8 protein-coding genes are annotated in these 15,699 nt (G+C 60.1%); all 8 read right to left on the bottom strand.

Annotated features, from left to right (window positions below):
* Positions 1 to 3: 3 nt before the first annotated feature.
* Entirely contained in the window at positions 4 to 1,446 is a 1,443-nt protein-coding gene (gene glgA, locus LVY75_29645; GenBank protein ID XAZ22927.1) for a glycogen synthase GlgA, read from the bottom strand.
* A 3-nt stretch (positions 1,447 to 1,449) separates the two neighbouring features.
* Positions 1,450 to 2,673 carry a glucose-1-phosphate adenylyltransferase gene (gene glgC / locus LVY75_29640; protein XAZ22926.1) on the bottom strand — a complete coding sequence of 408 codons (1,224 nt, stop codon included), beginning with the start codon at positions 2,671 to 2,673 and terminating at the stop codon, positions 1,450 to 1,452.
* Between the two features lie 59 nt (positions 2,674 to 2,732).
* Positions 2,733 to 4,940, bottom strand: coding sequence for a 1,4-alpha-glucan branching protein GlgB (gene glgB / locus LVY75_29635; protein XAZ22925.1), 2,208 nt, complete (start codon positions 4,938 to 4,940; stop codon positions 2,733 to 2,735).
* The gene (locus LVY75_29630) at positions 4,940 to 7,399 is read right to left on the bottom strand and encodes a glycogen/starch/alpha-glucan phosphorylase (protein XAZ22924.1); all 2,460 of its coding nucleotides are present in this window, start codon (positions 7,397 to 7,399) and stop codon (positions 4,940 to 4,942) included. Before LVY75_29630 ends, glgB begins: the two co-directional genes overlap by 1 nt.
* A 275-nt stretch (positions 7,400 to 7,674) precedes the next feature.
* Positions 7,675 to 8,868: a pilus assembly protein gene (locus tag LVY75_29625; protein ID XAZ25856.1), complete on the bottom strand. Its 1,194-nt coding sequence runs from the start codon at positions 8,866 to 8,868 to the stop codon at positions 7,675 to 7,677.
* Between the two features lie 116 nt (positions 8,869 to 8,984).
* On the bottom strand, positions 8,985 to 9,872 hold the full coding sequence (locus LVY75_29620; protein XAZ22923.1) for a transglutaminase family protein: 888 nt from the start codon (positions 9,870 to 9,872) through the stop codon (positions 8,985 to 8,987).
* On the bottom strand, positions 9,869 to 12,286 hold the full coding sequence (locus LVY75_29615) for a circularly permuted type 2 ATP-grasp protein (protein ID XAZ22922.1): 2,418 nt from the start codon (positions 12,284 to 12,286) through the stop codon (positions 9,869 to 9,871). The genes LVY75_29620 and LVY75_29615 overlap by 4 nt, the downstream gene beginning before the upstream one ends.
* Before the next feature lie 14 nt (positions 12,287 to 12,300).
* Positions 12,301 to 15,621 carry a transglutaminase family protein gene (locus LVY75_29610; protein ID XAZ22921.1) on the bottom strand — a complete coding sequence of 1,107 codons (3,321 nt, stop codon included), beginning with the start codon at positions 15,619 to 15,621 and terminating at the stop codon, positions 12,301 to 12,303.
* Positions 15,622 to 15,699: the final 78 nt, after the last annotated feature.

Below are 15,699 nucleotides of genomic sequence, written 5' to 3'. Positions count from 1 at the left end.
AGCTCACATGCCTTTCGAGACGAGGCTTGAATACAGGGCAACATAACGTTCGGCGCTCTTCTCCCAAGAGACATCCGACTTCATGCCTTGCTTTTGCAATTGGGTCCAGACTTTTTGATCCGCGTAAAGGTGCATGGCGCGGCGCAGTGCCTGTAGCATGCTTTCTTCGTTTACGGGTGCGAATTGTATGCCTGTCGCCACCTTTGCCGCAAGTGCGGCATGGTTGGCGTCGATGACGGTGTCGTTGAGACCGCCGGTGCGCGCCACGATCGGCACGCAGCCGTAACGCAGTCCATAGAGCTGGGTGAGACCGCAAGGCTCGAAGCGCGAGGGTATGATGATCGCGTCGCAGCCAGCCTGCATGAGGTGCGACATCGGCTCGTTGTAGCCGATGGAAACGCCGATACGGCCGGGATTACGGTGGGCGGCGGCCAGCAGCGCGCCTTCGAGGGCTGCCTCGCCGGATCCCAGCACCACGAGCTTGCCGCCGAGGGCGACGATCCTGTCGGCAGTGCTTGCGACAAGATCCATGCCCTTTTGCCAGGTCAGGCGGCTGATGACGCAGAAGATCGGCGCATCGTCATGGTCGAGATGGAAGAATTCCTCGATCGACCTGCGGTTTTCGAGCCGATTTTTCAGCGTCGTCGGGCCGTAATGCGTGTGGACGACCGGATCGGTCGCCGGATTCCAGATGTCGGCGTCGATGCCGTTGACAATGCCATGCAACACGTCGCGGCGGCTGGCGATGACACCTTCCAGTCCCATGCCGAATTCAGAGGTCAGGATTTCATCGGCATAGGAGGGGCTGACCGTGGTGAGGGCCGTGGCGGTCTGCAGGCCACCCTTCAGGAAGCCGACGGTGCCATAGTATTCTATACTTTCGGTGGCAAAGGCATGGAGCGGCAGACGCAAGCCGGGGAAGATGTCGGCGCCAAATTGACCCTGGAAGGCAATGTTGTGGATCGTCAGGACGCTCGGCAGCTCGGGCGTCGGGTAATAGCGCATATAGACTGGCACCAGCGCAGCCTGCCAGTCATGGGCATGCACCAGATCAGGCCGCCAGCCCGGCAGCAGGCCTGCGGCGATCTCGGAGCCTGCCAGCGACAGGGCGGCAAAACGGCGCCAATTGTCCGGATGATCCTTGCCTGTCGTATCGAGATAGGGACCGCCGGGGCGGTCGTAATAGGCCGGAGCGTCAAGCACGAGGATATCGAGACCCTGATGCTCCACCTCCAATATTCTTGCCGGCTGGCCGAGCAGATCCGGAAGCTCCAGGCGGACGACCGGGTTCTGCAGCATCTTCATGACGCTGGGATAGCCGGGCATGAGGGTCTTGGTTTCAACGCCGAAGGATTTGAGGGCTATGGGCAGGGCGCCTGCCACATCGGCAAGGCCCCCTGTCTTGATCAAAGGGAAGACTTCGGACGAGACCGAAAGAACTTTCATAAGTCAGATATCCAGCTTGTCGATCATCGGTTGCGTGATCAGGCAAATGCCGCTTTCCGTCAGTCTGAAGCGCCGCGCGTCGAGTTCTGGGTCCTCGCCAACGACAAGACCTTCCGGGATGACGACACCGTGGTCGATCACAACGTTCTTGAGCTGCGCGCGCCGGCCGATCTTCACATTGGGCAGAATGACCGCTCCGTCCAGCTTGGAGAAGGAATTGGCCCTGACACCAGTGAAGAGAAGGCTCCGGTTAAGGCTTGCGCCTGAGATGATGCAGTCGCCGGCGACGACGGACGAGGTTGCCGAGCCGCGGCGGTCTTCGTCGTCATGGACGAATTTCGCCGGTGGAGTGATCTCGGCATAGGTCCAGATCGGCCAGGACTTGTCATAGATATCGAGAGCGGGGACGATGGCCGTCAGGTCGATATTGGCCTGCCAATAGGCGTCGATCGTCCCTACGTCGCGCCAGTAGGGCTCGTGCTCGAAATCCGAACGCACGCAGGACTTGGCGAAACGATGGGCAACGGCCTTACCGTTCTTGACGATGTAAGGGATAATGTCCTTGCCAAAGTCTCGGCTCGAGGTCGGGTCGGCCGCATCGCGGCGCAACAGATCGAGCAGGAACTTCGTGCGGAAGACGTAGATGCCCATCGAGGCCAGCGCGAAATCCGGTTTGTCAGGAATGCCCGGCGGGTCGGCCGGCTTTTCGATGAAGGCGAAGATCTCGTCCTTCTCGTTGACATGCATGACGCCGAATCCGACCGCTTCCATGCGCGGTACTTCCAGGCAGCCGATCGTTACATCAGCGCCGGAATCGACATGCTGCTGGAGCATGTATTCGTAGTCCATCTTGTAGACATGGTCGCCGGCGAGGATGACCATGTATTCGACGCCGTAATCCTCGATAATATCGATGTTCTGATAGACGGCGTCGGCAGTGCCTTCATACCATTGCGTCTCGGAGACGCGCTGGGAGGCTGGCAGGATATCGAAGCTTTCATTTCGTTCCGGACGGAAGAAGTTCCAGCCGCGCTGCATATGGCGGATCAGCGAATGCGCCTTGTACTGCGTGGCGACGCCGATACGGCGGATGCCGGAATTCAAGGCATTGGACAATGCGAAGTCGATGATGCGCGCCTTGCCGCCGAAATAGACGGCTGGCTTGGCGCGCCGGTCCGTCAGTTCCTTGAGGCGACTTCCCCTACCGCCGGCCAGAACATAGGCCATTGCATCGCGGGCAAGTGGCTGAATGCGTTTTTTCTACCATTTTCTCCTCCCACCAGTCACTAATTCTCAGGTTCAAGCATGATCGTCGCCAGCGGCGGCAGGGTTATCGAGCAGCTTATCTCGCCGCCGGCATCGACGGCCTGCACGCGCCCGCCATTGCCTTTTCCGCTGCCCCCATAGATGTCGGCATCGGTATTGAGGATTTCCCGCCAGCGTCCCGGCGAAGGCAGCCGGATCGAATAGTTCTCGCGATAGACAGGTGTAAGGTTGCTGATGACGACGACAGGCTTCTGGCCGGGCGCCTTGCGCAGCCAGGCAAAGACAGAGTTCTCGTAATCGTCCGCAATCAGCCATTCGAAGCCGTCGCCCTCACAGTCGCGGGCGTGGAGTGCTGCCTTGCTGCGGTAGGTGAAGTTGAGGTCGCGCACCAGGCGACGCATGCCTTCGTGCATGCGATATTGCAGCAGGTTCCAGTCGAGCGATTTGTTTTCGCTCCATTCGGCCCATTGAGCGAATTCCTGCCCCATGAAGAGCAGCTTCTTGCCGGGATAACCCCACATGAAGGCATAGTAGGCGCGCAGATTTGCGAATTTCTGCCAGTCGTCGCCGGGCATCTTGGCGATCAGCGAACCCTTGCCGTGCACGACTTCGTCATGTGACAGCGGCAGGACGAAATTCTCCGAATAGGCATAGAGCAGGCCGAAGGTCAGCTCATTATGGTGATGCCTGCGATGGATGGGATCGCGGCTCATGTAGCTCAGCGTATCGTGCATGAAGCCCATGTTCCATTTGAAGCCGAAGCCGAGGCCGCCTTCGTGGACCGGCTGGGACACCTTCGGCCAGGACGTCGATTCCTCCGCGATGGTCATGACACCGGGATGCTCGCCGTAGATGCGGGTATTGAGATTCTGCAGGAAGCGGACGGCTTCCAGGTTTTCGTTGCCGCCATACTCGTTCGGAATCCATTCGCCGTGCTTGCGCGAATAGTCGAGGTAGAGCATCGAAGCGACCGCATCGACGCGCAGGCCGTCGAGATGGAATTTCTCGGCCCAGTAGAGCGCATTGTTGACGAGGTAGGAGACGACTTCGGTGCGCCCGAAATTGTAGATCGCCGTGTTCCAGTCCGGATGAAAGCCCTTTCGCGGGTCGGCGTGTTCGTAAAGCGCGGTACCGTCGAACCAGCCCAGACCATGTTCGTCGGTCGGGAAATGTGCGGGCACCCAATCAAGTATGACGCCGATGCCAACCTTGTGACAGCCGTTGACGAAACGGGCAAAACCTTCCGGCTCGCCGAAGCGGGCGGTCGGCGCGTAAAGGCCAGTCGTCTGGTAGCCCCAGGAGGGGTCATAGGGGTGTTCGGTGATCGGCAGGAATTCGATATGGGTGAAGCCCATGTCGACACAATAGGGGATGAGGCTCGAGGCAAGTTCGTCCCAGGACAGCATGGAGCCGTCCTGCCGGCGCTGCCAGGAGCCCGCGTGCACCTCGTAGATACTGATCGGTTGCCGGCGCTTGTCGGTTTCGCGCCAGTGCTTCAGATGCTCCTCGTCCTGCCAATCCTGCATCAGTTCGGCAGCCGTCACCGAGGCCGTCTTCGGACGAAGTTCGCTGCGGCGGGCGAAGGGGTCCGCCTTCAACGGCAGAAGGACGCCATCCTGACCGCGGATTTCGAATTTGTAGGTAACGCCAAGTGGAACATCCGGAGCAAAGATTTCCCAGATGCCGCTGTCGGAACGGAAGCGCATGACATGACGTCGTCCATCCCAATTGTTGAAATCGCCGACGACGGAAACGCGCTGGGCGTTCGGTGCCCAGACGGCAAAATGGATGCCGGTCCCGCCTTCATGCTTGATGCGATGGGCGCCCATCTTGTCGAAGAGCCGGAGATGCGAACCCTGCCTGGCGTAGTAATCGTCCATCGGCCCGAGTACAGGGCCGAAGCTGTATGGGTCCGTCACTGCCCATTCGGCGTCGGCGCGCCGGGCACGATAACGAACGGGCTGGAGTTTTGTCACTGAAATCTGCCCGCCGAAAACACCGTCAGGATGGAGCTGGTGGAGCTCGCCGATCGGTGTTCCATCCAGCGTCATTGCCGTGACAGCTTCAGCGCCTGGAAGGAAGCACCTGGTGATAAAGGTGTCGCCGGCCTGGTGCACGCCCAGGACGGCAAAGGGATTGGCATGCGATCCACTGAAGATTGCCGCGATTTCGTCTGCCGAAATTTCCCAGGGAAGCTTCACTTCAGGGGCAGCTTTCGGCGGCTTCATCAAGCTCTCCAGATCTCGTCTGCATATTGCCGGATCGTGCGGTCGGACGAGAACCAGCCCATCCGCGCCGTATTGTTGATCGTCTTCTGGTACCAGGAGGACTGGTTGGTCCAGATCTGGTCGACCTCGCGCTGGGCGGCAGCATAGGCATCGAAATCGCCGGCGACCATGAACCAGTCGTGGGAATATATGCCATCGATGAGACCGGTGTAGCGGTTGCGGTCATCGGGAGAGAAAACGCCGGAGCTGATGGCGGCCAGCGCCTGCGACAGCTCACGCGAACCTTCGATGATCGCACGGGGATTGTGGCCCTCGCTGCGGATCTTGGCGACTTCATCGGCCTGCAGGCCGAAGATGACGATATTGTCCTCGCCGACATTGTCGCGCATTTCGACATTGGCGCCGTCGAGCGTGCCGATCGTCAGCGCGCCGTTCAGGCCGAACTTCATGTTGCCGGTGCCTGATGCTTCCATGCCGGCCGTCGAGATCTGCTCGGAAAGGTCGGCGGCCGGGACCATGACTTCCGCAAGCGAGACATTGTAGTTCGGCACGAAAACGACTTTCAGCAGGCCGCGGACCGACGGGTCGCTGTTGATGGTACGGGCGACGTCGTTGATGAGCTTGATGATGAGCTTGGCGTTGTAATAGCTCGGTGCCGCCTTGCCGGCGAAGAGTTTTACACGCGGCACCCAGTCCAGCTCCGGATGCGAGCGGATCTGATCGTAGAGCGCAACGGCTTCGACGATATTGAGGAGCTGGCGCTTGTATTCGTGGATGCGCTTGATCTGGATGTCGAACATGGCAGACGGATCGAGCTTCACGCCCATGCGGCTGGCGACGAGATTGGATAGCGCCACCTTGTTGGCGCGCTTCACGGCGGCGAATTTTTGTTGGAAGCTCGGGTCCGTGGCAAATTTGTCGAGTGCACGCAGCTTTTCGGCGTCATCGAGGAATTCATCGCCGATCGCTTCGCGCACCAGATTGGTGAGACCCGGATTGCACTGTTGCAGCCAGCGGCGAGGTGTAATGCCGTTGGTCTTGTTGTTGATGCGGTCAGGGTAGAGTTTGTGCAGGTCTGCAAAGACCGTGACCTTCATCAGGTCGGTGTGCAGCGCCGAGACGCCGTTGATCGAGTGTGAGCCGACGAAAGCGAGGTTGCCCATGCGTACGCGACGATCACCGTTCTCGTCGATCAGCGAGATCGAGCGGATTTCCGTATCGGAGAAATTGCGCGCCTTGCGCGCTTCGATCAGGATCTTGGCGTTGATCGCGTAGATGATCTGCATGTGGCGCGGCAGCAAGCGCTCGAAGAGCGGAACCGGCCAGCTTTCCAGGGCTTCAGGAAGAAGCGTGTGATTGGTGTAGGAGAATGTACGGCGAGTGATATCCCAGGCCGTATCGAAGTCCATGCCGTGCACGTCGCAGAGCAGGCGGGTCAGTTCAGCGACGGAGACTGCCGGATGGGTATCGTTGAGCTGGATCGCGACCTTGTCCGGCAGCGAGGTGAAGTCGTCATACTGTTGCAGGTGACGGCGAAGGATGTCCTGCAGCGAGGCCGACGAGAAGAAATATTCCTGGCGCAGGCGCAGTTCCTGACCGGCAGGCGTTGCGTCTGCAGGATAAAGCACACGGGTCAGGCTTTCGGCCTTGTTGCTCTCGCGCAGCGCGCCGATGTGGTCGCCGGCGTTGAAAGCGTCGAGCAGGATCGGGTCGATCGGCTGTGCCGACCAGAGGCGAAGCGTATTGACGCGCTTGCCGCGCCAGCCGACGACAGGCGTGTCGAAGGCGGCTGCGATGACACGCTCGGCCGGCTTCCAGACATAGCGCGGCTGTTCATCATGACCGGCAATGACTTCGATCGATCCGCCGAATCCGACTTCATAGGCGCTTTCGCGGCGCTCGAATTCCCAGGGATTGCCGTGCGCAAGCCAGTTTTCGGGGAGCTCTACCTGCCAGCCGTCCGCCATCTGCTGGCGGAAAAGGCCGTGAACGTAGCGGATGCCGTAGCCATAGGCCGGCACGTCAACAGTGGCCATCGATTCCATGAAACAGGCGGCGAGACGGCCGAGACCGCCATTGCCGAGGGCTGCATCGGGCTCGAGGCCTGCAATGACGGTGACATCGACGCCGAGCGACGCCAGCGCATCGCGAACCTCTTCCATAAGGTTGAGGTTGGACACGGCATCGCGCATCAGGCGGCCGATCAGGAATTCGAGCGACATGTAATAGACGCGCTTGGCGCCAGTCTCGTAGACCTTGCGGGTGGATTCCATCCACTTGTCGATGATGCGGTCACGCACCACGAGAATGGTTGCGGTCAGCCAGTCATGCGGCTTGGCAACCTTGGCATCCTTGCCGATGCGGTAGGTCAGACGCTCGATAATTTCCTCAGCGAGGATTTCTGGCCGGGAACTGCGCGGAGCTGGGGAGAGGATGGTCGGCTTCGAAACAGTATTCATGTCAGGTCTCGCCAATTTTGATTTGGTTACAGTATCTTACGCCTGATTCAATCGATTTGTCGCTTGCACCGACTGGGCAGTTTATGCACCGTTATCACGCACTTGCAACAAGGGAATTGGGCAAACGAAAAATTTGCGGAACCTTCATATTCGACAGGCCCAAGGGACTTGATTTCAATCGGTTTTCCCGATTTGATGGACCGAATAAAGTTTAAACGAAAAGCCGCCCCGGTTTGTTCCGGAGCGGCTTTTTGCTGCGGTAAAACATACCGGTTTTAATTCGTCAGGCGCGTCATCTGGTTTGCAGCCTTGGCGCCGATCGATTTGAAGGCATCAAGGAGAGCTGTCATGTTCTCCGCCGCGAAATAGTGGGCGGGAGTGGTTGCGCAATAACTCAGCAAAGCTTTTCCGCCGGCAGGTGCCATGAAGGCTATCGTGTAGACCTGAATCTTCGCTTGGCGAGCGTCGTCGCAGGATTTCTTGGTTAGCGTGTCAGCCGAAGATATGTTGTTGTCGCCATCGGTCATGAAGACAATATACTTGGTCGGCGTCTGGCCGGTCTTGCCTTGGTGCGCCTGATCTTCCTTCGCATCCATCAGGCTGTCATAGGCCTTCTTGAAAGCCGCGCTGGAATCCGTGCGACCCGTTGCCGTCAGATCATTCACGTAGTTCACGACCTTGGTCGTACCCCAATCAAGCGCCTGTGCGGTCTGCATCTTGTCGTTATAAGAAACGGAGCCTGTGCGAACGTAGGAGTTATCGGGATCAGCAGTATTGAGCTGACCGGCCAGGCTGGAAACGGCGAGCTTCAGCGCCTCGATCTTGGCGTAGTAATTCGTAACTGTGCAGGTCTGTTTCACCTTTTTGTTGGTTTTGGGGTCGGTATAGCTGCAATCCTCGTCCTTAGTCGGCTGCGAGGCGTTGACCGTCGTGGTGTATTCAGCCATCGAACCGGAACGATCGAGGACAAGATACATGGAGACCGAGCCCTGGGTTTCCGAATGGCCGCTGACCGTGGTGCCCGATGCCGTGATGTTCTGTGTCTTGAAGCCGATCACCCGCATCATCGGGTTTAGGTTGATCGTATAGTTCGGGTTTACTGTGACTTGGTATGAGACAGATTTGCCTGAGGTCGTTGTCGAGACATTCACTGCAGTACTGTTCTTGATATTGGTCGTCGAAGGATCTGTATCCTGAAGATAGTTTGCCATCTGGCCGGCAACGAAATCACGGGCAAAGCCTTCTGCTTGGGCGGGCTGGATGGTCTTGTTTGCAAGGGCTGTCGCGGTGGCGAGCGCGGCAGCGTCTGCCGCTTCCTGCAATTGCTGTTTTGAAAGCAGCATGTCCGTTACCTGAATGGAGACACCTGCAGCGCCTACAAGCACAGGCAGCAGGATGGCCGTCATGATACCGAAATTGCCGCCACGGTCGCGCCGCAGGCGATCAAAAAGCGAATGCAGGGTGTTCATCATGTCCACCGGTTCAAGGAGCCCTATCAGGCTCTTCATGGACCAGATGACTTTAATGGCCGCTAAAGCCAGTGTGTAAAATTGTCGGCAACTGGCTGTTTTTTCCAGTTTCGGGATTATTTGAGCGGAATTACGTCCACTGCCTGCACGGAACGCTGGCTGCCATAGCTCTTGAGTACACCGATAACGGGAGCGACATCGGCATAGTCGCGACCATATGCGACGACGATATGGTCGGTTCCAGCGGGGATATTATTGGTGGGATCGAGCTCGATCCAGCCGGCCATCTCACCGCACCAGACGCGGACCCAGGCATGCATGGCATCAGCGCCCTCCAACCGCTCCTTGCCCGGCGGCGGGATGGTGCGCAGGAAACCGGAGACATAACCGGCGGGAATACTGAGGCTGCGTAGCGCAAGGATCATGACATGCGTGAAGTCCTGGCAGACGCCGCGTTTCAGCTTGAAAGACTCCAGCGGTGTCGTGTCGACAGTCGTCGCTTCCGGATCGTAAGTGAAATCCTTGTTGATGCGGGCGCAGAGCGCATAGGCGATCTGCATGACGGTCAGCGATGGCTGGACACAGCTCTTTGCGTATTCGCTGATCGCCTTGGTTTCCGTCAGGCGCGGACTGTCGCCAAGAAAATGGTGGGGCGATTCAGGATCGAGCGACCAGATCCCCGAGACCTCGTCCGGCAGATCCGCCAGCAACGGCGAGAAATCCGCCGATATGACCTGGCTTTCGACCTGGACGCGGGCCTGCATGCGGATATCGAGCGTTTCATGCGGCGAGCGCAGCAGGAAGGACGTTGCCGGATGCTGAAAGAAATCGACGAAATGCGACTGTTCGTCCGGCTGCGGCGAAATGCTGATCGAGCCTGCGACAAGCCGCTGCCGGTTCGTCAGCGAGAGTGGCATGAGACGCATGATATGGCGCGCGCCGGATGCCGGCGTGTCATAGCTGTAGCCCATGTGCAGGGTGAGATCGTAGAGCACGGCCGTCATCCGAGATAGGTCTGCGCCAAGAGATCGGAGAGATGTTCCAACTCGCGTTCGAGCCTGTGGTAGACATCACCGTTCATTGTCTCCGGGGTCATGACAGCCAGACCGGAATGCAGCCGCATCGCCTCGCGGTAGAAGGGCGACATCTGGCCGTTGATGAAGGCGTTCGGAAGCTGTTCGACTTCGCGATGGATCTCGTTCATCTGGAAGAGGATCGAGCGCGGATTAAGAGGATCGAGCGCCAGAAGATCGGTGACTGTCAGCCGGGCAGTATTAACGTTGTAGCGCCGGCGATGGGTCATGACGCTGTCGCCGATTTCGAGCAGCATGTCGAGCGCGCCATCGGGTGCTTCCGGGCCGGACATGTGGCCGAGAAGCCGTGTCATATGCAGGCCGCGTTCAATATATCGGCCAAGCGAGAGAAAGCGCCAGCCGGTGAAGCGGTACATGTTTTCATGCACGAGACCGGCAAAGCCCGCGAGCTTGCGCAGCAGGATGGTCATCGCATGGCTGGCATCGTCGCCGGCCAGGATGGTCGAGTGGAAGCGGCGGGCAGTCTTGGCGAGATCGTTCAGTGCCAGCCATCCGTCCGGCGAGAAGCGGTCACGGATATTGCTCGCCGAATAGACGGCGCTGTCGATATTGCGCAGCAGCGATTCCGGCACCGGCTCGGTCGTGTCGATATCGACGGCGGCAAGATATTGCGTGACGTCGGCAAGCAGCGGTTGGCTCGGGTCGGCAGCTTCGGCGTAGCGTCCGTGCCAAGCGCGCAGGATGCGTAGTGCTCCCTCGGCACGCTCGATATAGCGGCCGAGCCAGAAGAGGTTGTCGGCCGCACGGCTCGGCAGGCTGCCCGGCATATTGCGGGTGAAGCTGCCTTCGGCGGGCAGGAGCGTGTGACGCTCGACCGGTTTGTCGCTGACGATCCAGACGTCGGCTGCAGCACCGCCGGATTGCATTGCGATCGCGGCGGCATCGTCTCCCGCGCCGATACGGGCAAAGCCGCCGGGCATGATCTGCCAGCCGTTGGCGGTGCGGGCGGCGAATACGCGCAACGACATCGGCCGGGGCGTCAGTTTGCCGTTGACCCAGGCTGGCGTCGTCGAGAGGGTGACGACTTCCTGACCGACGAGTTTTGCACCGTCGCTCGTCAGCCAATCCGCAATCGAAGTCTTCGCAGTGGCGCGCAGCGACGAGCCGAGAACGGATTCGCCACTATCATCGAAGAAGGGGGCGCGGGAATAGGCTGGGCCGATCACCATCTTTTCGATGTTGGTCGCCACGTGGTCGCGTTCGTCCTTCTGGCCGCACCACCATGTCGCGATGGAGGGCAGGCGAAGATCCTCGCCCAGCAACTGGCGACAGACGGCGGGCATGAAGGCGAGCAGGGCGCGCGTTTCCAGAACACCGGTGCCGAGCGCATTGACGATCGTAACGGTTTCGGCGCGCAACGCTTCGACAAGGCCAGGCGTGCCGATATGCGAGTTCTGGTTCAGCTCCAGCGGATCGGCATAGGCGGAATCAAGACGCCGCCAAAGCACGCCAATCGGCTTCAGGCCGGCAACGGTGCGAACCATGACACGGCCGTTGACGACAGTCAGGTCCTCCCCCTCCAGCAGCATGAAGCCGAGGTAGCGGGCGATATAGGCGTGTTCGTAATAAGTCTCGTTGGCCGGGCCGGGCGTCAGAACCGCGATGCGGTCGTCGCCCGAATGTTTCATCGTCTGCAGAGCGTCGCGGAAGGCGCCGAAGAAGGAAGCGAGGCGGTGAACCGGTGTTTCGGCATAAACGTCGGAGAAGGATCGCGTGGTCGCCACGCGGTTTTCAAGCGCGAAGCCCGCGCCGGATGGCGCTTGCGTGCGATCAGCGAGCACCCACCAGTTGCCGTCGGGCCCGCGGCCGATTTCGAAGGCGCAGAAATGCAGATAGTGCCCGGTCGCCGGCTTTACGCCAACCAGAGACCGCTGAAATTCCGGATTGGCGGCGATGAGCGCGGGCGGCAAAATGCCTTCCTCGACGAGCTTGTTGTCGCCATAGATATCGGCAACCATCGCTTCGAGGAGATTGGCGCGCTGCACGAGGCCTGCCGAAAGAGCCTGCCATTCGCGCTCGTCTATCAAAACCGGAATGTGTGAGAGCGGCCAGGCGCGCTCGCCGCTGCCTTTGGCGCCGTAGGCGCGATAGAAGACGCCTGCATCACGCAGGTAGCGGTCGGCGCGGGCGAAACGCTCGGCCAGATCCTTTTCCGGCATAAGGTTCAGATGGGCGAGGAAACGCTGCCAGACCGGGCGGATTGCGCCGCTGTTGTCCACCATCTCGTCGGCGATGCCGGGCAAGGGAGCATAGTCGAAGGCCGCATCCGCGCCGGCGCGTTCCTCGATTTCGTCCCTCAATTCCAATGCAGGCTTCTTGCCCATCAGACCCAGTTTCTTCAAATTCCAGCGGGTCGCCTCAGATCCAGCGTGAGCGGGAGTTCAGGCGAGACCGTCTCGGCGCGCGGAATATAACCGCCCGCCGTGTGTCCCCACGGTTCGAAGCGGGCGAGTCGGCGCGCTTCCGCCTCGTTGCCGTTGACCGGGAAGGTGTCATAGTTCCGCCCGCCCGGATGGGCAACGTGATAGATGCAGCCGCCAATCGAACGTTTCGACCATGTATCATAAATATCAAAAGTCAAAGGCGTATTCACGGGCAGCACGGGATGTAAACCGGAAGCCGGCTGCCAGGCCTTGAAACGCACGCCTGCGATCGACACGCCAGATGCGCCCGTCGGCGTCAGCGGTACGATGCGACCGTTGCAGGTGACGGCGTAGCGAGAGGCATTGCTGGATTCGAGGCGAACCTGCAGGCGTTCGACGGAGGAATCGACATAACGTACGGTGCCGCCGACCGCGCCCTGTTCGCCCATGACGTGCCAGGGCTCCAGCGCCTGGCGCAACTCCAGCTTCGAGCCCTCGTATTCGACTTCGCCGCAGAAGGGGAAGCGGAATTCGAGTTGAGCCTTGAACCAGTCGGAGCTGAGATCGAACCCGTTTTCACGAAGGTCGGAGAGCACATCGAGGAAGTCCTGCCAGACATAGTGCGGCAACATGAAACGGTCATGCAGTGACGTGCCCCAGCGCACGAACCTGCCTTCGGCCGGATTCGTCCAGAAGCGGGCGATGAGTGCCCGCACCAGCAATTGCTGGGCGAGCGACATGCGGGCATTCGGCGGCATTTCGAAGCCACGAAATTCGACGAGGCCGAGGCGGCCGGTCGGGCCGTCGGGTGAGAAGAGCTTGTCGATGCAGATTTCGGCGCGATGGGTATTTCCGGTCACGTCGATCAGCAGGTTGCGGAACAGGCGATCGACGAGCCAGGGCAGGGGCTGCAGGCCGCGTCCGGGAGCGGGGATCTGCGCCAGCGCGATTTCCAGTTCGTAGAGACTGTCGTGACGGGCTTCGTCGATGCGTGGCGCCTGGCTGGTCGGGCCGATGAAGAGGCCGGAGAAGAGATAGGAGAGCGACGGATGGCGCTGCCAGTGCAGCACCAGGCTTTTCAGCAGGTCCGGACGGCGCAGGAACGGACTGTTGTTCGGATTGCTGCCGCCGACGACGACGTGATTGCCGCCGCCGGTGCCGGTGTGGCGGCCGTCGATCATGAACTTGTCGGCGCCGAGGCGGCTCTCTCGCGCTTCCTCGTAAATGGCGGTGGTGATTTCCACCGTCTCCTTCCAGGTCGAGGAAGGGTGAATGTTGACCTCGATGACGCCAGGATCGGGCGCCACGCGGATGACGTTGATGCGCTCATCCTGTGGCGGCGCATAACCTTCGATATGGACGGCAAGGCCAAGAGCGGCGGCGGCGCGTTCGGTCGAGGCGATGAGATCGAGATAATCTTCGAGCGTCTCGGTTGGTGGCATGAATACGCAGAGGCGGCCATCGCGCGGCTCGACGGAAAGGGCGGTACGAATGTGTCCGCCAATTTCGCTGGCCGACTGCGGCATGGTCGGTTGTTGGCCGGTGAAAGGCTGGAAGTGTGCGGCCTGCAACGCTCTCCCGCTATCTCGTACGAAATCCGGTAGTTCGGGCCGCTGCACGAAGGGATCGAGCGGATTGATGTAGGGATATTGCGACGGCGGGATATAGGCGAGGGAGTTGAGCGGAAGGCGATAGCCGACCGGACTGTCGCCCGGCATGAGGAAGATCCGGCCGCGCCGTGTCGACCATTTCTCGCTCGTCCAGCTGCGACCGGTGGCGCGCGCATTCCATGCCTGAACGGGCAGAACGTAGCCTGTCGGGCGGGTCAGCCCGCGATCGAAGACGCGGGCGATACGGCTGCGCTCCTCTGCATTCTCCAGCTTGGAGTTCGAAGGATCAACGTTTTCGGGCAGGCTCGCTTCTTTGACCAGCCATTCGGCGGGGTCCTCGAAGGCCGGTGCGACATAGTCGGGCGAAAGATCGAGTTCGCCGGCAATCGCAGTCAGCAGCCGGCCGGCATCATCCTCAGTGACCTGATAGTTGCGGCCCTCGGTGGCAACGAGATTGTCATTCGACCAGATCGGCAGGCCATCCTTGCGCCAGTACAGCGAGAAGGTCCAGCGCGGCAGGCTTTCGCCCGGATACCACTTGCCCTGGCCGTAGTGCAGGAAGCCATTTGGAGCAAAACGGGTGCGCAGACGGCGGATCAAGGCATCCGCCTTTTCGCGCTTCGTCGGGCCGACGGCTTCGGTGTTCCATTCATCAGACTGGAAATCGTCGATGGAGACAAAGGTCGGTTCGCCACCCATGGTGAGGCGCACATCTTCGGCTTCGAGGATGTGGTCGACCTTTTCGCCAAGCTCGTTGAGTTGGTCCCAGGCGTCGTCGGAAAAGGGTTTGGTGATGCGCGGATGCTCGGCGACGCGGGCAACCTTCATGTCGAAGGCGAATTCGGTCTCGGCTTCGCCGAAATAGCCACCCGAGATCGGCGCGGCGTTGCGGAAATGCGGGGTGGCGGCAAGCGGGATATGGCTCTCGCCGGTCAAGAGGCCCGAGGTCGGGTCAAGCCCTATCCAGCCGGCGCCGGGAAGATAGACTTCGGCCCAGGCATGAAGGTCGGTAAAATCATATTCCGTGCCGGATGGCCCATCGAGCGCCTTGAGGTCTGGGGTCAGCTGGATGAGATAACCGGAGACGAAGCGGGTGGCGAGGCCGAGGTGGCGCAATATCTGGACAAGCAGCCAGCTCGTGTCGCGGCAAGAGCCCTTGGCAGTCTCGAGCGTCTCTTCCGGTGTCTGGACGCCGGCTTCCATGCGGATCACATAGCCGATCTGCTGCTGCAGACGCATGTTCAGGCCGACGACCATGTCGACGGTCTTCTGCTCCGAGCGGTCGAGCGTTTCCAGGAACGCCCTCAGGCGCGGGCCGGGCTCTTCCGGCTTCATGTATATCGACAGGTCTTCGCGGATTGTTTCCGGATAGTCGAAGGGCCACATCGTCGCCTCCTCTTCGACGAAGAAGTCGAAGGGATTGTAAACCGTCATGTCGGCGACGAGATCGACCTCGATCTTGAATTCGGTCACCGGGTCGGGGAAGACGAAGCGGGCGAGGTAATTGCCGTATGGATCCTGCTGCAAGTTCACGAAATGGTTCGACGGCGTGACCTTCAGCGAATGGCTTAGGACCCGCGTCTTTGAATGCGAGGCGGGCTTCAGGCGGATAATCTGTGGGCCAAGGCGGACCGGTTTGTCATATTGATAATGGGTCAGATGATAGATGCTGGCTTTGATCGACATATTGCTCTTTTTGTCCGCGCGCCGTTGATCGGCTTAGCTGTTCCCAAGGCCAGTGTGTGCAATGCAGCGAAAGAATGC

Source organism: Sinorhizobium sp. B11 (assembly GCA_039725955.1).
GTDB lineage: Bacteria > Pseudomonadota > Alphaproteobacteria > Rhizobiales > Rhizobiaceae > Rhizobium.
Note: the sequence above shows the minus strand (reverse complement) of the source record. Positions and strands in the feature narration are given on the sequence as shown.